Genomic DNA, 23,556 nt, shown 5'->3' with positions numbered 1-23,556 from the left:
CGCTTCTTCGTTGCATCGTCTAACGGCTTCTTCGACACGGCGCGTATCTCCAATCAACCCGTTAGAGATGAAACGCGCCAGCCCTGAATCCGTTGTCATGTTTTTTGTAAATCTCAATAGTTGGTGTCTTCGTTGAGGACGGCGGACGCGACCGGCACGCCGAGCCGCAGACACGCGCCGCAGCGGGGTCCGGTGTCGAGAACGAGGGTGCCGTCGAGCTCGCGTGCGCGTTCCTGCATGCCCAGCAGGCCAAGATGGCCATCGGCCGCGACCCGATCGAGGTCGAAGCCGAGGCCGTTGTCCGAGATTTCCAGCGCAAGGCGATCGGCTGCCCAGTCAAGGCTCACAGTGACTTCTGTCGCCTTGGAATGCCTTGCGACGTTGGTGAGCGCTTCCTGGAAGATCCGGTAAATGCCGATCTCACGGTTGCGGTCCATACTTCGCGCGGCGCCCGTGGTGCTATAGCGCGTGGCGATGCCGTAGCGACGCTCAAAGCGGTCGAGGTCGAGGCACAGCGTGTCTTGCAGGCCCAGGTGGTCGAGGGCCCCCGGGCGAAGTCCTTCGGAAATGACGCGCACGGTTTCGATGGTCTCCTGCGTGAGCTGGAGGGTCTGGGCTGCGGTCAGCGCCAGCGTGGCGAGCGCCGGCGCCGCCGCGCCATCCTGGCGCGCCCGTGGCGTGCGATAGCGGTCCAGCGCCTCGATGCCCCGCGACAGCCGCGACAGGTCAAACTTGATCGCCGTCAGCATCCCGCCGATCACGTCGTGCAACTCGCGCGCCACGCGGTGGCGCTCGTTCTCGCGGACATTGTTGGCGCTTGCGACCAACTCCTGCAGGCGCTCGCTGGCCTCGACCAGCTCAGCGCGTTGCCGCTCGCGCTCGGTAGTGTCGATGCCGAGGCCGACGATTGCGGGCCGGCCGCGGAAGATCACGCGGGTGCCATGGGTTTCGAATGAGCCCGGGTTGCGGGATGAGGTCCGGCGAATGACGAACTGCTCGGCAGCGCCAACGCCCCTGATCTGGCGCTCGTACCGGGCCATCAGCGCATCGCGCTGCGAGGGGTTCGCCACGTCGCGAAGCCGGGCGCCGAGCAACTTCTCGCGACTGAGACCGCACATGCGCGCGAAAGTCTCGTTGACATAGCGGAAGCGGCCGTCCTGCAGGATGTAGATGCCGGCGACGGACTGCTCGACGATCCCCTTGAAGGGAACCTCGTAGTCGTCCAGGTCAACGTTCATCTCGTCCAGCCCGGCCATGGCGGCTACCTGCTATGTAAATGATGGTTGTCATGCAGGAGAATGACGATCACAATGCAGAAAGTCAAGAAAAACCATGGGATTTGACAGATGGGCCACTCACAAGCGGACAAAGCGCAAAGCAGGGAGCGCATCCTGGAACAGGCCGCGGAGCAGATTCGGGATCGCGGACTCGAGTCCGTCAGCGTCGGCAAGCTGATGCGTAGCGCCAACCTGACGCACGGCGGCTTCTATGGGCATTTCGCATCGCGCGCCGACCTGCTGCTGCACGCGCTCGAACGCGCGCTCGATGCCGGGAATGCCGCGTTCGATGCGAACAACGGGAGGGCGTCGCTCGAGTACAGCGTGACGGTACGCAGCTATCTGAGCCGCAAGCACCGCGACGCGCGCACGACCGGTTGTGCAATCGCCGCGCTGGCGGGCGACGTGGCGCGCGCCGACGAGCCGGCGCGCGAGGCGATGTCGGCCCACATCGAACGGTTCATCGGCCGGATGGACGCCGCGCTGGGCGGGGACAATCCGGACAAGGCCATGTTCGCGGTCAGCGCCATGATCGGGGCGCTGGTGGTGTCTCGTGTGATGGCCGACGAAAAGCGCGCCGACGCAGTGCTGGCCGCGGCGAAGCGGGAGTTGCTCGCTTTGCAGCAGAAGGAATGAGCCGCACCGCCGCGATCAAGACCGTCCACGGGTCACTTGAGCGCCTGGCCGTGGGGGCTCTCATGGACAATGGTTAGCGTAGCGACCCTGGCTCCTGCCTCGAATACTTCGAGGTCGCGCTGGCACAAGGGGCCAAGCTGTTGATGCCGCACCGGCGAAACCGTCAGGGCTTGCCGCATCGCTGTACTCTGCCCAAAGTCCAGGAAATAGCGGATGGTGAGCCATGCTGGACCTGATGCCGCTTCTCCCTGAGAGTACTTGTCGCATAGCCGGGCCACCGCCAGGCTCTGCGCAAAGTCATCGTCGTGCCTTGTCGCAAATGGCAGCATTCCGCTACGCCATGGCATGTAGCTATTTGACGGTAGCTCGCCATTCAGGACAACATGCGCGCTACCAACGATGGCTCCCGCCTGCCTGAGCTCGGCCAACCACCGCTGCTGCCGACCGTCCCCGTGCTTCAGACGTGCGTCGACGTCGCATCTGCCCTGATGCAATGGCCTGCCAACGTGGGCCGTCAACACGACTGGGCTGAATGCGCCGCACGTCGACTCCATCACCGACCTTAGCAGTAATTCCGCCACACCCGGCTGTCCGAGGGTTGCGCGTGGCGCCCGCGCTTGTTGTGCGATTCGCGAAGTTCCCCTAGACCCTCGTGGACCGGACGACGTGCAATCCATTTCTCCCCCCTGCACTGTTGCAGGCGCCGCCAAGGCGCTTATGGGTCTCCACTATAGCGAGGTGCTATCCAGAAGAGCGATCCCGGGAGAAATAGAGAAAAATCTGACACGGATTCGTCTGCAGCGCTGGGAGTTGCAAGCGTCGACCGTGTGGGATTGAGTGCGCCCTGGGCATGTCGCGTTGTCGGTCAGGTCATGGGCGTACTCGCAGGCCCCTGGCGCCTGGGCACTACTCTTCCTGGAACGCTTCCTCGCGCTTGGCCTTGATCGACGGCAGCGCCACCACGGCCACCAGCACAGCCGCGGCGATCAGCAGGCTGAGCGACAGCGGACGCGTCACGAACACGGTGAAGTTACCCCGCGACAGCAACAGCGCCCGGCGGAAGTTCTCCTCCATCATCGGTCCGAGCACGAAGCCCAGCAGCAGCGGTGCCGGCTCGCACTTAAGCTTGATGAACAGGTAGCCGATCACACCGAAGCCAGCGGCGGTAAAGACGTCGAAGGTCTGGTTGTTGACGGAGAAGACGCCAATGCAGCAGAACGTCAGGATGGCCGGGTACAGGAAGCGGTAAGGTACCTGCAGCAGCTTGACCCAGATCCCGATCAGCGGCAGGTTCAGGATGATCAGCATGAAGTTGCCGATCCACATCGAGGCGATCAGGCCCCAGAACAACGCCGGGTTGCTGGTCATGACCTGCGGGCCGGGCTGGATGTTGTGGATGGTCATCGCGCCCACCATCAGCGCCATCACCGCGTTGGGCGGGATGCCCAGCGTCAGCAGCGGGATGAAAGACGTCTGCGCCGCGGCGTTGTTGGCCGATTCCGGACCTGCCACGCCTTCGATGGCACCCTTGCCGAACTCATGCGAGTACTTCGAGGTCTTCTTTTCCAGCGAGTACGCCGCGAACGACGCCAGCGCCGCGCCACCGCCGGGCAGGATGCCCAGAATGGAGCCTAGCGCGGTACCGCGCAGCACGGCCGGCGCCATGCGCCTGAAGTCCGCCTTGGAGGGCCACAGGTTGGTGACGTGATCGGTGAAGGTTTCGCGATTTTCTTTCTGTTCGAGGTTGGCGATGATTTCCGCGAAACCGAACATGCCCATGGCCAGCGCGACGAAATCGACGCCATCGGTCAACTCCGGCACATCGAAGTTGAAGCGCGCGGCTCCCGAGTTCACGTCGGTGCCGACCAGCCCCAGCAGCAGCCCCAGCACGATCATCGCGACCGCCTTGGGTAGCGAGCCCGAGGCCAGCACCACGGCGCCGATCAGGCCCAGGCACATCAGCGAGAAATATTCGGCGGGACCGAACTTGAACGCCAGTTCCGACAGCGGCGTGGCGAACGCAGCCAGGATCAGCGTGGACACGCAACCGGCGAAGAAGGAGCCCAGGCCTGCTGTGGCGAGCGCCACCCCCGCTCGTCCTCGCCGCGCCATCTGATAGCCGTCGATAGTGGTGACCACCGATGACGATTCACCCGGCAGGTTGACCAGGATGGCGGTGGTGGAGCCGCCGTACTGTGCGCCGTAGTAAATCCCGGCCAGCATGATGAGCGCGGCCACCGGCGGCAGCGTGTAGGTAACCGGCAGCAGCATGGCGATGGTGGCGAGCGGCCCGATGCCCGGCAGCACGCCGATCAGCGTACCGAGCACGCAGCCGAGGAAGCAATAGGCAAGGTTCTGCAGCGTCAGCGCCGTGGAGAATCCAAGGGCCAGATGTTCGAATAGTTCCATTTTTGGCCGTCTCCTTAACCCGTAATGAATGCCGGCCATACCGGCATCTGCAGATTGATGCCGTACACGAAGGCGCCCAGGCTGATCAGCACCAGCACCACGCTGTTGAGCAGCGCACCCTTCCAGCTGAATTCGTGGCTGGCCATCGAGGAGACCAGTACCAGCAAGAAGACCGACAGCACCATGCCCAGCGGCTTGAGCAGCAGGCCGAACAGCACCACCGAACCCAGGATCCAGAGCAGGGTCTTCAGGTCCCAGCGTGCGAGATGGTCTTCTTCGCCCTTGGACGACAACGAACCGATCAGCACCAGCACACCAAGCAGTGCCAGCACCAGTCCGAGCAGGAATGGGAAGTATCCGGGCCCCATCTTCGCGGCCGTTCCCATGGAATAGCCGCGTGCGACCCACGAAAAGCCGAATCCGACCAGAATGAACATCAGGCCGGAGGCAAAGTCCTTTTGGCTGCGTATGCGCAAAGCGATTCTCCTCACAGTACAGGAAATGCGACGCCGCACTGCGCGCAGCCTCAGGCGCAGAGTGTTCCGGGCATGCAGGCGCACACCCGAAGGGATGGATCGAAGTTAGAAAGCCAATCTTTCAGACGGCTTTCAAAGGTCATAGCTTAGGGGTATGTCCCGATATGGCCCCAAGCGCGGATGGCACGGCAAGACATCAGGTCATGATGCACATGCGCTCCGCCATGGACGACAGCCATGCCGCCGCCCAGAGCCTGTCCAGCCCGACTCGATTGGCGTCTCCGGCAGGCTAAAACCGATACCCCAGGCCCAGCACCATCACATCGGTATCTCGGCTATTGGTCGTGACAGTGCGATGCCAGGAAAAGCGCGTAGTCCAGGACGGACTGATGCGATAGCTCGCCGACATGGTGAACAGGCCAAGCGTACGCGTGACGCCGCCACCGTCGTCATGGTCCCGCGCGGAATACGGACCAAAGCCGATTCCAAGCGCCAGATGGTCATTGAAGAATGGCCGCACCAGCCAGGCTTGCGCTGCCCGGCCCTGCCGGCGCACGACCCGGGCATCGCCCTCGTTCAGATAAGTGGCCGTGAGGTCTACGTACGGCAGGTGTTGGTGTCGATGCTACCGCCCGCCCGCAGGCCGTCCCAATGGGACAGGCCGGACACAAGGCGATGTTGCATAGCGGTGCTCCCGATTGCGCATGCCAGGCGCCCATGATGCTGTGTTCACCGAAGCGCTTCAAGCCCCCGACAGCGCCAACGCAACACTTGGCAGACAACAGGAAGAACGGAATACCAGAAGCGCCAGCCATGTCTACACGAGCTGGCCAGTCCTTGCTGACGGTCTTGTAATAATTGGTGCGATTTCGTACAGAGCAAAAGATCGCGGGCCACTAGTCTGGATCATCAGAACCCGCCGCTGCCTCGAGTGGGCGTACCGGTCTCCGTGGAGGATCGGATGGATCGTTTTTACCTGTTAGACGCGTCGTACTGCCCAAGCGTGATCATGGGACGCGTTCCCATTTATAGCGGCACGCCTGAGCGCGCCGCCGCATCGCAAATGACCGCATTTACCGCGGCCCTGCAGGCGCACACCGGCCAATGCTTCCAAAACTACGCTGCACTGCACGATTTCTCGGTATGGGAGTACCGGACGTTCTGGCAATGCTTCCTGCAGTGGTCACAGGGGCTCGCGTGGTCCGGCAGCACCGAGCCGGTCTGCGTCGGCGACGAGTGCGAGCATGCATGCTTCTTCCCGCAGGTCCAGCTGAACTACGCGGACAACCTGCTTGGCCTGGCGGTCGCGGCGCCCGACACGCCCGCGCTGACCGCATGTTACGCAGATGGCCGGCGTGTACGCCTGACCCGCGGCGAACTGCGCAATCGGGTAGCTCGTCTCGCGCATGCGCTGTCGGCGCTGGGGCTGCGCGAAGGGGACCGCGTGGCTGGTGTCATGCGCAACGACGCGGATGCGGTCGTTGCCGCGCTGGCCGTCACCGCGCTCGGTGCAACGCTCTCGACTGCCGCGGCCGAGATGAGCGTCGAGACGATCCTCGATCGCTTCGCGCCGCTGGCGCCGCGACTGCTGTTCGCCCACACTGCGGAGCGGGCGTTCGACAAGAGCGTGGCGCTGGCGGACAAGGTCGCCGGTCTGGCTGCTGCGTTGCCGTCGCTGCAGGGCATCGTCCGGCTCGACGACGGAACCTTGCCGGACACGGTCAGGCAGCGGGTCTATTCGCTTGGCGAACTGATCGGCAGTGGTGATGCCGGAAACTTCGTGTGGCGGCACTTCCCGTTCAACCATCCGCTTTTCATCATGTTCTCGTCGGGCACTACGGGCAAGCCGAAGTGCATCGTGCACGGCGCCGGCGGCAGCCTGCTTGAGCATCTGAAGGAGCATCGGCTGCACTGCGACCTGCGGCCCGGCGATCGAATGTACTTTCACACCACCTGTGCGTGGATGATGTGGAACTGGCAGTTGTCGGCGCTCGCGTCCGGGGTCGAGATCGTGACGTATGACGGCCCGATCTCGACGGTCGATGCGTTGTGGCGCCTCGTCGCCGACGAGCGCGTCACCGTGTTCGGCACAAGTCCCGCTTACCTGAAGATGTGCGAGGATGCTGGCCTGGTGCCAGGGCGGCAATTCGATCTCGCCGCACTGCGCGCGATGATGTCGACCGGCGCGGTGCTGTTCGACGCGCAGTTCGAATGGGTGCGCGATCACGTGAAGCCGCTGCCCCTGCAGTCGATCTCCGGCGGCACGGACATTCTCGGCTGCTTTGTGTTGGGGAACCCGAACCTGCCGGTCTATGCGGGGGAAGCCCAATGCAAGAGCCTTGCGCTCGATGTTCAGGCGTGGGAACAGGGTGCCCGCACCAGCGGAATCGGCGAACTGGTCTGCGCGAACCCGTTTCCGTCACGTCCGCTCGGCTTTTATGGCGACACGGACGGCAAGGGGTTTCACGCTGCCTATTTCAGCAGCAACCCGGGTGTCTGGACCCACGGCGATCGCATCGAGTTTTCGCCGGAAGGCACTGCGCGGCTGCATGGCCGTTCCGATGGCGTGCTGAATGTTCGCGGCGTCAACATTGGTCCCGGCGAAATCTATCGTGTGCTGCGCGATATCCCGGACATTCGCGAGGCGCTGGTGGTCGAGCAGCGCTCACCCACCGCGCCGCCTGACCGCACGCACGCGCAAAGGTACGACCAGCACATCGTCCTGCTGCTGGTCTTGCAGGATGGCGCCGTGCTGACTGGCGCGCTGGCCGCCCGGGTGCGCCGCGAGCTCGCACGTCGCGCGTCGCCGGCCCACGTGCCCGACCGGATCATCGCTGTCGACGAGTTGCCGGTCACGCATAACGGCAAGCTGTCCGAAGCGGCCGCGCGCAATGCGGTCAACGGCCTGCCGGTCGGCAATGCCGCGGCGTTACGCAATCCGGGGTGCCTCGACGCGATCCGGAACCATCCGGCACTGAACCTGGCGGCGCGCGAACTGGCATCCGCCGGCGAGGCGCGCGAAGAACTCGAACGTCATTTGCAGGGGCTATGGGAGAAATTGTTCGATTTCGCGCCAATCGGTCGCGATGACAACTTCTTCGAACTGGGTGGTCATTCGTTGCTCGCGGCGCGGTTGCTCGCCGATGTGCATCGGTCAACCGGGCGCACAGTTCCACTCGCGACGCTGCTGATCGCGCCAACGATCGCGCGCCTCGCCGCGGCGATCGACGAGGCCGCAACGCCTCGGTCGCCGATCCTCGTGCCCGTGCGCGCCGGCGCCGGGACACCGCTATTCATCGTGCATGGCGCGAGCGGCTCGGTGATGGAATGCTGGGGAATGGTCTACGCGCTGCGCAGTTCGCGCCCGGTCTATGGACTGCAGGCGCAAGGCCTTGATGGCGAGCCGACACAGCTACGCGTCGAAGATATGGCGGCGAGCTACATCGAACAGATGCGCACCGTGCAGCCGCGCGGACCATACGCGCTGGCCGGCTACTCGTTCGGCGGACTGGTCGCATTCGAAATGGCGCAACAGCTGACGCGCGCCGGCGAGCACGTCAAATTCCTGTGCCTGCTCGATACCTATGTGGGCGAGCATTTCCTGCCATGGGGTGCCTGGATGCGGTACTGCGGCAGCTATCTGGGATGGCAGTGGCGCAAGCTGCGCGCCGTGCCTGCGTCGCAGCTTTTTGCTTACCAGACGTACCTGCTCGGGAAGGCGGCCGGTCGCGTGGGAATAAGACCCTGGCGCATGACGCCCCAGCCGGACGCCTTCACCGAATCGTTGCCGCCTGCGCTTCGGCGCGTGCGTGAAACGATGGGACTCGCAATGACGGCCTATCGGCCGCTGCCGTATCACGCGGGTCCGATTGCCTATGTGCGCGCGGCGATTCGACAGGAGCATCGCGGCGACCCGATATCGCTGTGGCAGCGTGTCGCGCGCGGCGGCTTGTTGATTGCCGAAGTGCCCAGCAGCCATATCGATATGCTCCTCGAACCGAATCTACAGGTCGTCGCCGCGGTACTGGACGACGGCTTGGCGAACGCGTGACACGGCTGGCGTGTTTGGAGAGGCGCCACAAGGCGCGAGCGGGGATCGGACGATATGCAGCACGATTTTGTCACCGCACGGGACGCAGGACGTACCGCGTCGCTTTCTCTGCCTGAACCGGGCGGCCTCTCGTTGCCGCAAAGCGCCGTGCATGTGTGGGTACTGGATGACGCTCTGGTCGAACCAGTAGGTTCGGCGCTCGCGCACACGCTTTCCCCGGATGAGCAACAGCGTGCCCAGGCCTACATCCACGAATGGCACCGCAATGACTTCATTGCCCGGCGGAGCCTGCTCCGCTGGCTGATCGGCGGCTATCTGGCCTGCAAACCCGAATCTCTGCGCTTTAGTGTTACGCCGTTCGGCAAGCCCGTCGTGCAGTGGCCGCACGCTGCAAGGATCGCATTCAGCGTTTCCCACACTGACGGGATGACGCTGCTCGCTTTCGCATGGGACTGCCGCATCGGCGTGGACGTGGAGCGGCGAATTGACGGCCTGGACGTTGGCGGCCTTGGACGCGGGATATTCTCTCTGATCGAGGAGGAGGCGCTTGACCGGATGCGACCCGATGCGGCTGCCACCCTGCTCAGTATCTGGACCCGAAAGGAGGCTCTGCTGAAGGCGCTCGGCACGGGTCTCTCCGGCGAGCCGAACGCCTATACGACGGAAGACGATTTGCTGCTCGGCGCGGGCCACTGGTGTGCTTCGCATCGTGGCAAGACTATTTCCGGCTGGACGTGTCTCGATCTCGTCTTCGGGCCGGATGTCCGCGCCGCGGTGGCCGTGTCGATCGAAGATGCAAGCGTCACCTTCCACCGGGCGAGACGCCTGTGAAGTGCGTCACCGGGCCAACCTGCAAGTGTTGCACCGGGAGAGATGACGTCCAGATAGCGGAGCAACCGAATGCGCCGCATGGATCACCCCCTCGATCCGATAGGCCGTGTTGCGCGATAGCCTCCAACCTTCCGGCCCGGGTCCGTCGCGGAACACGTTACGTTACACGTAACACCCTCCCGCGGGCTCCCAGTCGTCCGCAAAGCCCGGCAGGTTTGCGTCAATCTCCCGGAAACCCGCGACAGGCCTGGCTCCCGCGCTTGCCCACGATGGCACGAGACTGCCTTGCCAGAGCTGGCATTGCCCTTGCAGGTTCTGGTCCAACGCTGGCCACGAAGCCAACGCCGGCAAAACGGGGGAAACAACGATGAACTGGACGAACCGTGGAGCGGCCGCCTGGGAGCAGGTCCTGGGGCGCAGCCGCGAGGCACATGCCGTGGTGATCGATGACATGCCGGTTTACCGCCACGGCGTCATGCACCTGCTAGGCAAAATGCCGGGCATTGGCCGGGTGGAACTGGTGGAGCCGAACGCGCTGGCGGCACGCAACGCAAGCCTGCCGGCGCCGGCGCTGCTCGTATTCGGCATGCCGCCGGATCTTGCCGACGGCTGGCAGCTGCTGCGCCTGGCCAGCCTGGTGCTAAAGCCGAGGCGCCTGCTGCTGGTCTCGGACAATATGTGGCAGCGCCTGCCGCCAGGCCTCGACGGCCGCTTTGCCCGCTCCCTGTCCAGATCCGCATCGCTCGCAGCGATCGAGCGGGACGTGCGCGCGCTGCTGGACCTTCCGCCCCCTTTGGAAGCCCCGCCCGAGCAACACGCCGGGCCCGCCGGCGTCCGGCGCCCGTTCCACGTACTTGCGTAAGCCGTCCACGCGGCCACGGACTGCGGCGGCGTCCGCACGCTCATGGCGCTGTAACGAACCCAGCACGACACCACCGGATGCGGGTGCTTGCGCCCAGGTCATGGGTGACTATGTACGCTCTGCTCCCCGGATCTGGTCCAGCACCTCGGCCTCGACTTCCGGATTGGCTTCGCCATCCCTGGTAGCAATCAATGCTTTCGGCGTGAGCGGGATCAAAGGCAGGATCAGCGCGTACACCGCGGTCGTCGCGATCACACAGTATGTGAAGCCGTACGTTGGGCTGCTGTTATAGATCCATGAGCCCAAGAGATCGCCGGCACGCGCCGAGAGCGCGAGAACGCCATCCACCAGCATCATCAAGGTTCCTTGCAGACCTGGCGGACAGGCCCGCATCGCGAGATCGAAGTATGCAGCCGTGGCGACACCGCCCATCAGCCCTATCGGTGCCGCTAGGACAAGCGCGAGATTGGCTGAGTGAATGAATGCCAGCGGAATCATCTGCGGCACTGCGATGATCGTTCCCCACCACAGCAACTTGTTCAGCGCTACCCGCTTGCACAGGAAGCCATACAGCAAAAATGTCGGGATGAACGCGGCGGCAAAGATACCGTTGTAGTACGAATAAACGGCATCCGATGCATGCAGTTCATTGGTCAGATAGAACTGCAGCGGCGTGGCCGCTCCTGGCGCAAAGTTCCACAGAAAGCAGATGAGAACCGCTGGATAAACGGCCTTGTGCTTCACCAGCCGCCTGACATTCCCAACGAGATCCGCGCCCCTGGCTTGCGGCTTCTCGTAGATATGGCCGAAGACGGAAACGGGCTTCCAGAGCGCCAGCACGGCAATCGATAAAGCAGCCATCGCCACCAGGAGCAAGGCTTCTTTCGCGGCAAGATGATCGGAGATATAGCCGGAGGCAAACGCTCCGGCAACGACCGGGACGGAGCCGACTACGTTCAACAGCGCGCTCAGGCGCCCGGACATGAGCTTCTCCTGGCCCACCAGGGCAATCAACCCCTGATAGGCTGCGGCGATAAACCGGGACGACAGCATTGCCAGCAGCATCCCGATGACCAGTCCCTCGTATGAGAAGCCCGAAAACGCCATCCAGACGAGTGCCACCGCGGTCGCCGGAGCAAAGATCAGGAAGAAGCCGCGGTCCCGCAATCCCAGCGGGTTCCATTGGTCGCGCGCCAGGCCAAAAGCGAACGCAACGTACACGGGTATGCCTGTGACCAGCCGGAATGTCGAGATCTGCGTCGCCGTCGCATGCAACTGGTTCTTGAGTATGTACGACGTCTGTATATCAACGAGGTAGCCGGCCGGCGTTGCCAGAGCGATGAACAGGGTCAGCAAGCCGAAATACAGCAGGGTTCGGTCACTGCCCTCGGAACGACGACCAGAAGGGGCCAGCATTTTCGTGGCTTAACAGCAAGACTGGGATTTCGACCTGCGACAATTGCCGGACATGGCGTGAAGTCCTTGCCCGCGGGCGATTCCGTGGGTTGCGCGGCAGCCGGCTTCTCGGGAACCGCCCAGGCGGCCGCCTGTCAGCCCACGCTACTGTTAGCGTAGGCGAAAAAATGAGATTTGATGTTCCGAGACCTGCCCTTGGCCGGTCGAAGTCAGCTGTGGAATCAACCAGTCGGTGCAACACACTGAATGCTGTATGGGCGGCAGGCTTACACTCGGATCACGATCAGCAGAACGCCAACCAATACAGCCGGCACCGCGCAAAGCACGCCAAGGAATAACGCGAAAGGCACCGAGCGGCCGTCGAGGGCGTGGGTGATCTGCCCCTGCTGACGCGGGGCAACCTCGCTCATGTGGCGCGGTTCGGCGTCGATATCGCGGTGCAGGAATTTCATGACTAGTTGCATCGAAGGCTCCGAGACAGGTGAGCGTTCAGGAACTCCGGGCGATGCACTGGCGGCCCGGGAATACGCTGGTCAGCCACGACCGGACTTCAACCATCAAGCCAGTGCCGGGTCGATCCTGGTTCGCCCCTGGTGATTCCAGAGTGGGGTTGGTCTGAGCGCTGGCGTCGTATCTGGATTCTGTACACGCCGAAGCAGAATAGGTACCGACCAAACGACGGACTGCAGCACGGATGGATCAAAAAGAAGATTGATTCAGACCTGAAACGCCGCATGGGGAGCGGTGACGGTCGTTCTGATGCGCCAGGTGTTCCACTACCGCAGCATTGGCGCGGAGCTGCTAATGTGCATTGAGAAAGCGCCGCTCGTGGCCGCGCTGGCGGCCTCGCCCCGGCGCGCCATCGGCGGAGTCTTCCCTCTTTCCTGTGGAGGCACCTTGAACTTGCGCCATCCAGACCGGCGGGAGTCCACCTCGGCAGGCGCCTTCCTTTGCGGGATGCCTCGAAATGCACAATTTCTCAAGAGGCCTTGCCCTGGTGGCACTCGCCACACTCATCTGGCCAGCCGCTGTGAACGCCGCGGCTTCCGACGCCGAGGCACCCCGCGCGCAAAGCCCCAAGCCCGCCGAACCGTATGAAGGCCGGAAGCGGGAGCGGAGGAAAGAGCGGGCCGAGCAGCCCAGGCAGGGGCAGGAGCGCCCGGTGGCCGGGCAGCAGGAGGGCAAAACGACCGGCCCCTAGTGCGATTGCACGGCGGGAAGTGCCGGAAGTAGTGAGGTGTGGAAAAAATGCGCCGCGCGGGCCCCGTTCGCCGCGAAAATCATTTGCTCGCCGCTGTGGCCTTTTGCTATGCTTCGGCCCGTCATCACTACGGGTTTTTCCCATGGACAGTTGTTCTGCTCGGCCCCAGGCCGAACTCTGAACGGCTAGTCAGTCAAGGCGACGTCTCGCCACTGCCTAGCCGATAACGGCGGGTAGTGGCATCCACGCAGGTTCTCTGCGTGCCCATCTCCCGATTTTTTGTTTGCGACCTGCACCGCGAGGGTAGCGCCGGGCGACTTTCGTCCGCGCTCAAGCCCTTTGCCGCCGGTCGTCCGTGCCTACGCGTGCCTTAGAAGCGCGTGAGGGAGATCCCATGAACCTTCAATTCCTGACGACCTTTTTCGGCGGGTTCCTTCGCTCGCGCCGGGTCGCCCACCATTTCCGCCGGCTGGCGCTGTTCGAATCGCTGGGCGAGCCGGGCCCGTCGCGGGCCATGCCGGAGCACCTGACGCACGACCTGAAGCGGGCGGCCAGGGACGACGTGGCCGCCGTGCTGGTGCGGCTGCATTCGCACGAAGACGGTCTGACCAGCCCCGAGGCGGAGGAGCGCCTGAAGCGCTTTGGCCCCAACGAAGTCGATCACGAAAAGCCGCTGCCGGCGTGGCTGCACCTGTGGCATTCGTACCGGAACCCATTCAATCTGCTGCTGACGGTCCTGGCCGTGATCTCCTACCTCACGGAAGACATCAAGGCTACCCTCGTCATCGGCACGATGGTGATCCTGTCGACCCTGATCCGCTTCGTGCAAGAGCGCCGCTCGAACCAGGCCGCCGAAGCCCTGAAGGCCATGGTCAGCACCACTGCCACCGTGGTGCGGCGCGACCTGGCGGCCGCGGCGTCGGAAACCAGCGCGCAATACTTCAATGTGCAGTTGCACTCCCGGCCGCCGGCCAAGATGGAAGTGCCGCTGCGCGACCTGGTGCCAGGGGAAATCGTGGCGCTGTCGGCCGGCGACATGATCCCCGCCGATTGCCGCATCCTGTCCGCCAAGGATCTGTTCATCAGCCAGGCGGCCATGACGGGTGAATCGCTGCCGGTGGAGAAATTCGCCGAGCGACGCGGCCATACCGAAAGCCCGCTGGATCTCACCAATATCGCCTTCATGGGCACCAACGTGGTCTCCGGCGCAGCCACCGCGGTGGTGCTGGAGACTGGCAACCGGACGTATTTCGGTACGCTGGCGGCCCGGGTGACGGCCGCCGGGCCCGCGGTCACCGCGTTTCAGGCCGGCGTGAACCAGGTGAGCTGGCTGCTGATCCGCTTCGCCCTGGTGATGGTGCCGATCGTACTGCTGGTCAACGGCGTCACCAAGCACGACTGGATGGAGGCCTTCCTCTTCGCCTTGTCCGTGGCCGTGGGCCTGACCCCGGAAATGCTGCCGATGATCGTCACCTCGACGCTGGCCAAGGGCGCAGTGCTGCTGTCGCGACGCAAGGTCATCGTCAAGCGGCTGGACGCGATCCAGAACTTCGGCGCCATGAACGTGCTGTGCACTGACAAGACTGGCACGCTGACGCAGGACAAGATCGTGCTGGAGCGCCACACCGATGTGCTTGGCCATGGCTCCGACGACGTGCTCAAGCATGCCTACCTGAACAGCTATTTCCAGACCGGCCTCAAGAACCTGCTGGACCGCGCGGTGCTGGAGCATGCCGAGCTGCAGAAGGAGCTGATGCCGGTGCGGGACTACCGCAAGGTGGACGAGATCCCGTTCGACTTCCAGCGCCGCCGCATGTCGGTAGTGGTGTCCGAACGGGAAGACCACAACGAGCTGATCTGCAAGGGCGCCGTCGAAGAAATCCTGAGTGTCTGCACGCGCGTGCAGGTCAAAGGCGAGGTGTTGCCGCTCGACGATGCGCTGCTGGCGCAGGTGCGGCAGGTGACGCACGACCTCAATGAGGAGGGCCTGCGCGTGGTGGCCGTGGCCATGAAGGAAACGCCGCCGGGACTGGCCACCTACGGCGTGGCCGACGAGCGCGACCTGACCCTGGTCGGCTACATCGCCTTTCTCGATCCGCCCAAGGAGTCCACCGCTCCCGCCTTGCAGGCGCTGGCGGCGCACGGCGTCACGGTCAAGGTCCTCACCGGGGACAATGAACTGGTGACCGCAAAGATCTGCCGGGAGGTCGGGCTGGCGATCGAAGGCGTGTTGCTGGGGCCGGAGGTCGAGAAGATGGACGCCGCCGCGCTCGCGCGGGCGGTCGAGACGCACAACGTGTTCGCGCGCCTGTCGCCGCTGCACAAGGAGCGCCTGGTGCACGCCCTGCGCGCCAACGGCCACATTGTCGGCTTCATGGGCGACGGCATCAACGACGCGCCGGCGCTGCGCGCGGCCGACATCGGCATCTCGGTGGACAGTGCAGTGGACATCGCCAAGGAAGCGGCCGACATCATCCTGCTGGAAAGAAGCCTGATGGTGCTGGAGCAAGGCGTGATCGAAGGGCGGCGCACCTTCTGCAACATGCTCAAGTACATCCGCATGACGGCCAGCTCCAACTTCGGCAACGTCTTCTCCGTGCTGGTGGCGAGCGCCTTCCTGCCGTTCCTGCCGATGCTGCCCCTGCAACTGCTGGTGCAGAACCTGCTGTATGACATCTCGCAGATCGCGATTCCGTTCGACCGCGTCGACGACGAACTGGTGGCGAAGCCGCTCAAGTGGAATCCCGGTGATATCGGGCGCTTCATGGTCTTCTTCGGACCGATCAGTTCGATCTTCGATATCACCACCTTTCTGGTCATGTGGTTCGCATTTGGCGCCGATACCGTGGGCAAGCAGTCCTTGTTCCAGTCCGGCTGGTTCGTGGTGGGCTTGCTGACGCAGACGCTGATCGTGCATATGATCCGCACCCCCAAGCTGCCCTTTGTCGAAAGCCGCGCGGCCGCGCCGCTGCTCGTGATGACCGGCCTGGTCATGGCCATCGGGGTGTTCCTGCCGATGGGAGCGCTGGCCGGGTACTTCAAGCTGCAGGTCCTGCCACCCGCGTACTTCCCCTGGATGGTCGGCATCGTGCTGGGCTATGCGTTGCTGACCACGGCGATGAAGCGGGTCTACATCCGCCGGTTCGGCTGGCAGTAAGCCGTACCTCCGGCCGGGTCGACACCCGGCCGCGCTGCCGGGCTTCATGACGGCCGCGTGACACAATCGTGCCATTCCTGGCAGGTAAAAGGGACCGGTTTGGTCCCGCTCCATATCAGCTATGACCCTTGAAGCCATCCAGAACATCAATCTCGAATCGTTGCTCGATACCGGCATCAGCCTGACCACGGCATTCGTGCTGGGTGCGGTGATCGGCTACGAGCGGCAGTACCGGCAGCGCACCGCCGGCCTGCGGACCAACGTCCTGGTGGCGGTGGGCGCGGCCATCTTCGTGGATATGGCCAACCGGCTGGCAGGCCACGATGGTGCCGTGCGCGTGGTGGCGTATGTGGTTTCGGGGATCGGGTTTCTCGGCGCCGGTGTGATCATGCGGGAAGAAGGCAACGTGCGGGGGCTTAACACCGCTGCCACGCTGTGGGGCTCGGCCGCGGTAGGCGCCAGCGCCGGCGCAGACTTGATCCTGGAGGCTGCGCTCGGCTGCCTGTTCGTGCTGGCGTCCAACACGCTGCTGCGTCCGCTGGTCAACCGCATCAACCAGCAGCCCATCGATACCCCCGCGGTGGAAGTCACCAATACCGTGTACGTCATTGCACCGCGGCCACGCCAAAAAGAAGCGTTGCGGTTGCTGGAGGATGCTCTGGAGGCGGGCAACCATCCGACCCGCGACCTGGTCGTCCATGCGTTTGGCGAGCAGGACGTTGAGATCGAAGCGGTGCTGATGTCGACCTCCGTCGATGGCGATCAGCTCGACGCCATCGTGGCGCAACTGGCCGCGTCCGACGCGATCGGCCAAGCCTTCTGGAGTCCGAGCACGACCGAGTAAGTTGGCTGCCTGGCCGCATCACCGGGATGCCATCGGCGTCGTCATGGTTGACCCGCGGCCCTGGGATAGTGTTTCGGTGGTGTGGCCGGTCCCTTCGGCCTACTGTATCGCTCCTTCGCTCGTCTCACCGGACTGAGCAGGATTGCAACAGATTACGGTGTGCGTGCCGGCGCACCAGATCCTGACTAGCGAGAGCTGCGTCAGCGACACTGGCGAGAATGCTCTGGTTCATGAACGCCTGAAGACTGGGTCGGCATGCTCTCCGTCAACGTCGACACCGGACCGAACAGAAGGGCCCGATAAACTAGAATTATTCACAGTCGCCCTTATGCGGAGGCGGCTATCGCCCTGGGTCCGGTTCGATGCGCGGAGGTGGGTAAGTATTGGCTGCGCTGTGGACATCTGAGGGAATAAATGAGGCGCCTGCCACGCTTGTATTGAGCGCCATTTCGCGTTGAGCATTGCGCAGCCGGGGTGTACCTCAAAAGAAGGAGGTGCCCAATGGAAGCCTCGCGTCACTTCTTTGCCTTCGAATCACCCACGCGATTTATCCAGGCGCCGGAAGTCCCTCCCCCAACCCGGTTCATGCTCCGACATTTATGCGGCGTCATGTGTGGCGTCGGCCTCCTTGTACTGTCGTTGGGATCCTCCCCTGCAGGTGGAGAACCGATCATTCCACCGACATCCACGGTCGCGTCGACCGTTCCGACCAACCATGACCTCAATCCGTACGGCATTGCTTTCGTGCCTGCCGGCGTACCGGCGGGGAATGCACTGAAGCCGGGGGACGTCGTGGTGTCCAATTTCAACGCACCTTCCAACAAGCAAGGCACGGGAACGACCATCGTCAAGCTGGTGACCGACGGCAAGCCAGTCACCTTTTTCCAGGGGCACAATCTGGGGCTCACCACCGCACTGGCTGTGCTGAACAGCGGGTTCGTTCTGGTCGGCAATCTTCCGACGACGAATGGCTCAGCCATCAGCTCAACCAGCTCGCTATTGGTGATCACCCCGCAAGGCGAGCTTCTCAGCCAGCTGAACGATCCAACCCTCCTGGACGGTCCGTGGGACATGACGGTCATCCTCGATCAGGGATCGCAGGTCACGGCGTTCGTATCGAACGTGTTGAACGGAACGGTGGCAAGGATCGACATCAACATTGGCCCGAGCGGCGCGACGCTCTTGAACAGCTCGCATATCATTGCGTCCGGCTACGCGCACCGAACCGATCCCGCAGCGCTCGTTCTCGGACCAACAGGACTGGCCTATGACTCGGCCCACGATGTGCTCTATGTCGCATCAACCAACGACAATGCGGTGTTCGCAGTGGCGGGCGCTGCGGCGCTCACGCACGACAATGGGCCGGGAAGCGTGATCTATCAAGACAATGGCCACCTTCACGGGCCGTTGGCATTGGCGCTTGCGCCGAACGGAGATCTGGTCACAGCGAACGGCGACGCGGTTAACCCTGATCCGGCACATGCGAGCGAAATTGTCGAGTTCACGCCCCAAGGGCAATTCATCGCGCAGATGCAGGTCGATCCGACGCCTGGCTCCGCGTTCGGCCTCGCATTCGGGCTGAGCAGCAGTGGCCAGTCACAATTCGCGGCGGTGAACGACAACACGAATACCGCAACCGTCTGGACGTTGCGCCCGATCGGCGGCAATTGACCTTGGGATCGCTTCAGGAAACGGAAAGCTCCAAATACCGCTTGAGCAGGGGCGTGACGACCTGCTCAAGCCTCTCCGCTGTCCAGGCCGGACTGGCATCGTCCCACCCGTTATCGGCGAGCACCCCTGCGCGATCGATGGTGAAGTTCACGGGCAGGCGCCAGATCCGGCCGTAGCCACCCGCGTAGGCACTCCCCATCAGCCCGACCGGAAAGGCGAGGCTGGAAGCCATCTTGCGCACGTCAGCGATGGAATCCGGAGTGTCCAGGCATAGTCCGCATTGACGTCACGCAGCCGCTGCATCACCGCCGCCTGGAACTGGCCGTTGACGAAGGCGTCGAAATTCTGGCTGACTGGCTGGTAATAGTACGCGCCGAGGATCAGGTCAGTGCTGCCGGTACCGGGTTGCAGGCTGGCGTCGAGCGCCTGACCCGCGGCCGCATTCGGGCCTGACGAGAATATCCCACCGAACGGCGCGCAGCGGCGCCGCCGATGACGTGCGGCGGAACGTCGCACGACGCTCTGCTACCCCGCGCGACGACGCTGCAGGGTCCGGATGCATCACATCCTCGGCTGGCGGCGCTAACGCCTGTGGAGCTCGCTACTGCACGGTGATTGTCGCCTTCATATTCGGATGTATGCCGCAGAAGACTTTGTAGACCCCCGGCTTATCGAACTTGAACTTGAAGGTGTCATTCTGATCGAGCGCACTGGAGCGGAACAGGCCGGCGTCGTTGACAATCGAGTGCGGTTCGCCGTCAAGATTTTTCCAGGTCACGGTCGAGCCGGCTTTGATCGTGAGCGCCATCGGCGAGAACATGAAATTCTTCACAACGACGACATTGCTCTCCTGCGCTTGTGCGACGGGGAACTCAGAAACCGATGCCGCCACGAGCATCCCGACCCCGAGGGGGACGACGAAGAAGCGGCGAAGAATAGTCGTTAGCATGATTTTGGCCCTGGTTGGTGAGCAGTGGTTGGAGTTCAGGCGAGCGTCGTGTCGGCAAGCGTCGCCTGGAACGGGTGGCGCATGATCTTGATGCTGGTCACGCCAAGCATCCTGGGAAGCTGATCGCCCGGTACAGTCAGCGGCATGGGTCCGGGCCCATTGCCTGCCGTCGGTTGCGGATAGGCCGTCGAGCGCGCCGTGTGGAAGGTGATATTGCCTTCCACCTTCGAGACGATCTGGTGGATATGGCCGTTCAGGACAGTGACCGAACCGAAGCGCTTCAGATAGCTCATCGCCTCGCCGGCATCGCCGGTGCCCCAACCCCACGGCTGGTAGATCGTCCACATTGGCATGTGCGCGAAGACGACGACCGGCGTGCTGGACGAGCGGCCCTTCAGATCGGCCTTCAGCCAGGCGAGCTGGTCGTCGCCCAGGCCCCCCAAACCGTTCGGCTTGAAATGCATCACGTTGACCAGGCCGACAAAGTGGACGCCACTGTGGTCGAAGCTGTAGTAGCCCTTATTGTCGGAGGCTTGCCCGAAGCGCTTGAAGTACTCCGCCCCAGGCCCATCGGTGACATCATGCTCGCCCGGCACGGTATGCAACTCGGTGATATTCAGCCCCGACATCAACTGGGCCGCGTGATCGAACTCTTCCGCCCTGGAAAGATGGGTGATGTCGCCCGTGTGAATCGTCAGCGCCGGCTTGACCGGCATGGCATTGACGAAGTCAATCGTCTGCCTGAGCGTACCTGCGACGTCGGGATTGGCTTCCTTGTTGAAGCCAATATGCGTGTCGCTGATCTGCAGGAAAAGGGGGACGCCCGCGGCAGCCGGCGGCCCCTTCCCCGAGGCGGAAAAGGCAAGTTCCACCGGCGTGAGGACACCGCCGGCCAGGACAAAGACGGTGCCCGCACCACCGAAGGCGAGGCACTTCAACGCACCGCGGCGCGACGGATTGGATGGAAGATCTGATGACATGGTGCCCTCACGAGTAAGGATCGAGAGGCAGATCGCCGGACTATCCGACGGGCCTCCCGATTGGGTTCATGAGGAAGACTGCCGGAGCATCCGTTTTATTCCACCGCGAACACCGCGCTGCGCACGCAGGTCCGATATGAAGCCGTTCAGTGCAGCTTCGCTGGAAACCGTAATCGCTCGGTAATTCATCCCTGCGGCACGCCAGTGGGAATAAATCTGGCGGCTGGGCAGTTCTACAGATGCACGGCGAACCTGTTCCCGGGAATGATCGATATCCCGGAAACCGCAAGCGTCGCGCGCCCAATCGTAGCCTTCACGGCGATGCGCTTTGGAAGCTATCCGTACTGTATTTGGAGATCGTCATGAAGATCCTGATTTCGGCCGCTGTCGCGGCACTGGCATCGTTCGCAGCCCTGGCCCATGCATCCGGCTTCCCCACCGAAGCCGTGACCCCAGACAGTAAAACCCATATCAACGGGCCGCGCGATCCCTACACCGATGGCGCGAAGGCAGACAGATTTGGTGTCTACTCAGAGGGTGCAAAAGTCACGGATCGGCGCGATCCTTTCACCGACGGCGCATAGCCAGGACGGTGCCAGATCTGCGATCATGGCCCCAGCCCGCTCGCAACGCGCCGCATTGCGGGCGGCGTGAGCCGGCGAAGGGGGAATCCGCTCAAGACCGGAGCCGACGCCCCCCGACGCACCGTTGCCCGCCCTGGTCGGATACTGCTTCACAGTCAGCCATACCTGGCCCGCACCGCGGCATCCAGTTCCACGCAATGCACCATCACCAGCCGCACCACGTCCATCGCGAGGGCGGCTGGCGCATGCTCCACATGCGCCTCCTACATCTCTCGCACCAGCCCCTTCCACGCCGGCGACGGTAAGATACGAATTCGGCTGCGTCCCGACGCCGGGGGGCACGCAAGCTGCCGCGTGCACTGCAGAAGGTGGCCCGGCAATGCAAGCGCCCGGTGGGCAAGAGCTGGCGCATCGAGAGCGTGGAGAGTAGAGCATGTCACTCTTTCCCCTTCTTCAAAGGTTACGGCCGGCGGGTGTGCGATCGGTCCGGCTGACCTCCGGACTAGTGCTGTTCACCTACGTAGGCACGCACCTCCTGAATCACTCGCTGGGGAATATCTCGCTCGCATGGCTGGAGCGCGATCTGCTTGTGCAGAAGTTCATCTGGCAGGGATGGCTTGGAACGACCGTGCTGTACAGCGCGCTGGTGACGCATTTCTTCCTGGGTCTGTGGGCGCTGTACGAACGGCGCTCGCTGCATTGGACGCCGGGCGAGGTGGCGCAACTCGTCCTCGGCTTGTGCATACCGCCGCTGCTGGCCAACCATGTTGTGAATACGCGGGTTGCCTTTGCCGCGTTCGGCCTCGACAAGGGCTACGCGCAGTTGCTGTACTCGTTCTGGATCGCTTCACCGTTCTTCGGCCGTATTCAGCTGATGCTGTTGGTGGTCGCCTGGCTGCATGGGTGTTATGGCATCTGGTACTGGTTGCGGTTGAAACCATGGTTTGGAGCATGGCGGAGCGTGCTGCTGAGCCTCGCTGTGCTGCTCCCGGTGCTCGCCCTGCTCGGCTTCCTGCAGGGCGGACGGCAAGTGATCGCGCTCGCGCAGGACCCCGTCTGGCGCGCCGCGGCGACCCGTCCGACGATCATCGGAACGGATCCGCAAAATCTCTGGCTCGCCGAGCTGCGCAACGACTTTTTGCTTTTCGATGGTGGTGCGCTGCTGCTGGTGCTCGCAGCGCGGCTGGTGCGCACGGTGCGGGAGCGGCGTGTCGGGCGGCTCTGCGTTCTGTATCCAGACGGGCGCAAGGTATTCGCGCCGCTCGGATTTTCGGTGCTCGAGACTAGCCGCATGGCCGGCGTTCCCCATGCCAGCACCTGCGGTGGCCGCGCCCGATGCACGTTGTGCCGCGTGCGCGTGCTCAGCGATGTGCCGCTGCCCGCGCCGGCCGAGGCGGAGCGGCGCGTTCTGGAGCGGCTGGGAGCTGACCCGCAAACCGTGCGCCTCGCCTGCCAGTTGCGGCCGACCCACGATCTCTCCGTGTGGCCGCTGGTGCCGCCGGCGGCAGCCTCGGCCTTCTTGCAACGGCGCCAGCGGGACGTCATGCCGCAAGAGCGGTTCGCGGCGTTCATGTTTGTGGATATGCGGAACTCCACCAAGCTTGCGGCGGCACAATTGCCGTTCGACAGCCTGTTCGTGGTCAGTCGCTTCCTGAGTTCTGTCTGCGCCGCGGTCGTCCAGGCGGGCGGCCTGCCAAACCAGTTTCTGGGAGACGCGGTGCTCGCGATCTTTGGCCTGAACAGCCAGCCGTCCGCCGCTTGCCGTCAGGCGCTCGACGCAGTGCCGCTGGTGGCAGCCAATATTGAGGAACTCAACGCTGCGCTCGAACAGCAGTTGCAAACGAAAATCCGGTTTGGCATTGGATTGCATTGCGGCCGGGCGATCATGGGTGAGATTGGCTTTCGCGAGCATGTCACGTTCACTGCGATTGGTGATCCGTTGAACGTGGCCTCGAGACTTGAGCAGTTGACAAAAGAGATCGCTTGCGAGGCGATCATTTCAGAACAAGTCTTCCAGACTGCCGGCGTTTCAGCCGCAGACCTGCCGCAGCTTGTGGCACGCCTGCGAGGTCGCGATGACCCGGTGCCCGTTCGCGTGCTGTCCAAGGCTGCGCAGATGCCCCGGGCCTGACTACCCCCTCCGCGCCACGGTCACCGGCCACCGATGTCAAGACGTTGATCGGCGCAGCAACCCCTGTCCGGATGACCTCAC

General features: G+C 63.5%; 17 protein-coding genes and 2 pseudogenes. 9 read left to right on the top strand and 10 right to left on the bottom strand.

Annotated features, from left to right (window positions below):
- Window positions 1-113: 113 nt before the first annotated feature.
- Window positions 114-1,256, bottom strand: a complete 1,143-nt coding sequence (locus tag DN412_RS29865; RefSeq protein ID WP_115214862.1) for a PAS domain-containing sensor histidine kinase — start codon at window positions 1,254-1,256, stop codon at window positions 114-116.
- Window positions 1,257-1,346: 90 nt separating this feature from the next.
- Between DN412_RS29865 and DN412_RS29860 the strand changes: the two genes are divergently transcribed.
- The gene (locus DN412_RS29860) at window positions 1,347-1,913 is read left to right on the top strand and encodes a TetR/AcrR family transcriptional regulator (protein ID WP_115214861.1); all 567 of its coding nucleotides are present in this window, start codon (window positions 1,347-1,349) and stop codon (window positions 1,911-1,913) included.
- Between the two features lie 32 nt (window positions 1,914-1,945).
- Here DN412_RS29860 and DN412_RS43130 read toward each other — a convergent pair whose 3' ends face one another.
- From DN412_RS43130 to DN412_RS29845, 3 genes are all read right to left on the bottom strand, one after another.
- Window positions 1,946-2,242: a hypothetical protein gene (locus DN412_RS43130; RefSeq protein ID WP_133303105.1), complete on the bottom strand. Its 297-nt coding sequence runs from the start codon at window positions 2,240-2,242 to the stop codon at window positions 1,946-1,948.
- A 577-nt stretch (window positions 2,243-2,819) separates the two neighbouring features.
- The gene (locus DN412_RS29850) at window positions 2,820-4,322 is read right to left on the bottom strand and encodes a tripartite tricarboxylate transporter permease (protein ID WP_115214859.1); all 1,503 of its coding nucleotides are present in this window, start codon (window positions 4,320-4,322) and stop codon (window positions 2,820-2,822) included.
- A 14-nt stretch (window positions 4,323-4,336) separates the two neighbouring features.
- Complete coding sequence (locus tag DN412_RS29845; protein ID WP_115214858.1) at window positions 4,337-4,798, bottom strand: tripartite tricarboxylate transporter TctB family protein; 462 nt, start codon at window positions 4,796-4,798, stop codon at window positions 4,337-4,339.
- A 961-nt stretch (window positions 4,799-5,759) separates the two neighbouring features.
- Here DN412_RS29845 and DN412_RS29835 point away from each other — a divergent pair.
- From DN412_RS29835 to DN412_RS29825, 3 genes are all read left to right on the top strand, one after another.
- Window positions 5,760-8,849 (top strand): acetoacetate--CoA ligase, encoded by a 3,090-nt coding sequence (locus DN412_RS29835; protein ID WP_115214857.1) that lies wholly within the window; start codon window positions 5,760-5,762, stop codon window positions 8,847-8,849.
- Between the two features lie 54 nt (window positions 8,850-8,903).
- Window positions 8,904-9,680: a 4'-phosphopantetheinyl transferase family protein gene (locus tag DN412_RS29830; protein ID WP_167471150.1), complete on the top strand. Its 777-nt coding sequence runs from the start codon at window positions 8,904-8,906 to the stop codon at window positions 9,678-9,680.
- 367 nt (window positions 9,681-10,047) lie between these two features.
- Window positions 10,048-10,542 (top strand): DNA-binding response regulator, encoded by a 495-nt coding sequence (locus tag DN412_RS29825; RefSeq protein WP_115214856.1) that lies wholly within the window; start codon window positions 10,048-10,050, stop codon window positions 10,540-10,542.
- Window positions 10,543-10,650: 108 nt separating this feature from the next.
- Here DN412_RS29825 and DN412_RS29820 read toward each other — a convergent pair whose 3' ends face one another.
- A complete protein-coding gene (locus tag DN412_RS29820; RefSeq protein ID WP_115214855.1) occupies window positions 10,651-11,958 on the bottom strand; it encodes an MFS transporter in 1,308 nt (435 codons plus the stop codon).
- Between the two features lie 266 nt (window positions 11,959-12,224).
- Window positions 12,225-12,410 (bottom strand): hypothetical protein, encoded by a 186-nt coding sequence (locus DN412_RS29815; protein ID WP_133303104.1) that lies wholly within the window; start codon window positions 12,408-12,410, stop codon window positions 12,225-12,227.
- Between the two features lie 1,143 nt (window positions 12,411-13,553).
- Between DN412_RS29815 and mgtA the strand changes: the two genes are divergently transcribed.
- The 3 genes from mgtA (at window position 13,554) to DN412_RS29795 (ending at window position 18,831) form a co-directional block, all read left to right on the top strand.
- The gene (mgtA, locus tag DN412_RS29805) at window positions 13,554-16,316 is read left to right on the top strand and encodes a magnesium-translocating P-type ATPase (protein ID WP_115214852.1); all 2,763 of its coding nucleotides are present in this window, start codon (window positions 13,554-13,556) and stop codon (window positions 16,314-16,316) included.
- Between the two features lie 121 nt (window positions 16,317-16,437).
- Window positions 16,438-17,160, top strand: a complete 723-nt coding sequence (locus DN412_RS29800; protein ID WP_115214851.1) for an MgtC/SapB family protein — start codon at window positions 16,438-16,440, stop codon at window positions 17,158-17,160.
- Between the two features lie 501 nt (window positions 17,161-17,661).
- Window positions 17,662-18,831, top strand: a complete 1,170-nt coding sequence (locus DN412_RS29795) for an NHL repeat-containing protein (protein WP_244222825.1) — start codon at window positions 17,662-17,664, stop codon at window positions 18,829-18,831.
- 13 nt (window positions 18,832-18,844) lie between these two features.
- Here DN412_RS29795 and DN412_RS29790 read toward each other — a convergent pair.
- The 4 genes and pseudogenes from DN412_RS29790 to DN412_RS29775 all read right to left on the bottom strand — a co-directional run.
- Window positions 18,845-19,117, bottom strand: a pseudogene (locus tag DN412_RS29790) (hypothetical protein); the annotation flags it as partial.
- Window positions 19,102-19,290: pseudogene (locus tag DN412_RS29785) on the bottom strand (transporter); the annotation flags it as partial. The pseudogenes DN412_RS29785 and DN412_RS29790, both read right to left, overlap by 16 nt.
- Window positions 19,291-19,432: 142 nt before the next feature.
- The gene (locus DN412_RS29780; RefSeq protein WP_115214849.1) at window positions 19,433-19,780 is read right to left on the bottom strand and encodes a cupredoxin domain-containing protein; all 348 of its coding nucleotides are present in this window, start codon (window positions 19,778-19,780) and stop codon (window positions 19,433-19,435) included.
- Between the two features lie 35 nt (window positions 19,781-19,815).
- Window positions 19,816-20,760 (bottom strand): metallophosphoesterase family protein, encoded by a 945-nt coding sequence (locus tag DN412_RS29775; protein ID WP_115214848.1) that lies wholly within the window; start codon window positions 20,758-20,760, stop codon window positions 19,816-19,818.
- A gap of 362 nt (window positions 20,761-21,122) precedes the next feature.
- Between DN412_RS29775 and DN412_RS29770 the strand changes: the two genes are divergently transcribed.
- Window positions 21,123-21,344 carry a hypothetical protein gene (locus tag DN412_RS29770; protein WP_115214847.1) on the top strand — a complete coding sequence of 74 codons (222 nt, stop codon included), beginning with the start codon at window positions 21,123-21,125 and terminating at the stop codon, window positions 21,342-21,344.
- Window positions 21,345-21,777: 433 nt separating this feature from the next.
- Window positions 21,778-23,475 (top strand): adenylate/guanylate cyclase domain-containing protein, encoded by a 1,698-nt coding sequence (locus DN412_RS29765; RefSeq protein WP_244222824.1) that lies wholly within the window; start codon window positions 21,778-21,780, stop codon window positions 23,473-23,475.
- Window positions 23,476-23,556 lie beyond the last annotated feature (81 nt).

This window comes from Cupriavidus lacunae (assembly GCF_003353055.1).
GTDB classification, from domain to species: Bacteria; Pseudomonadota; Gammaproteobacteria; order Burkholderiales; family Burkholderiaceae; genus Cupriavidus; species Cupriavidus lacunae.
This window is presented reverse-complemented; position numbering and strand designations above follow the sequence as displayed.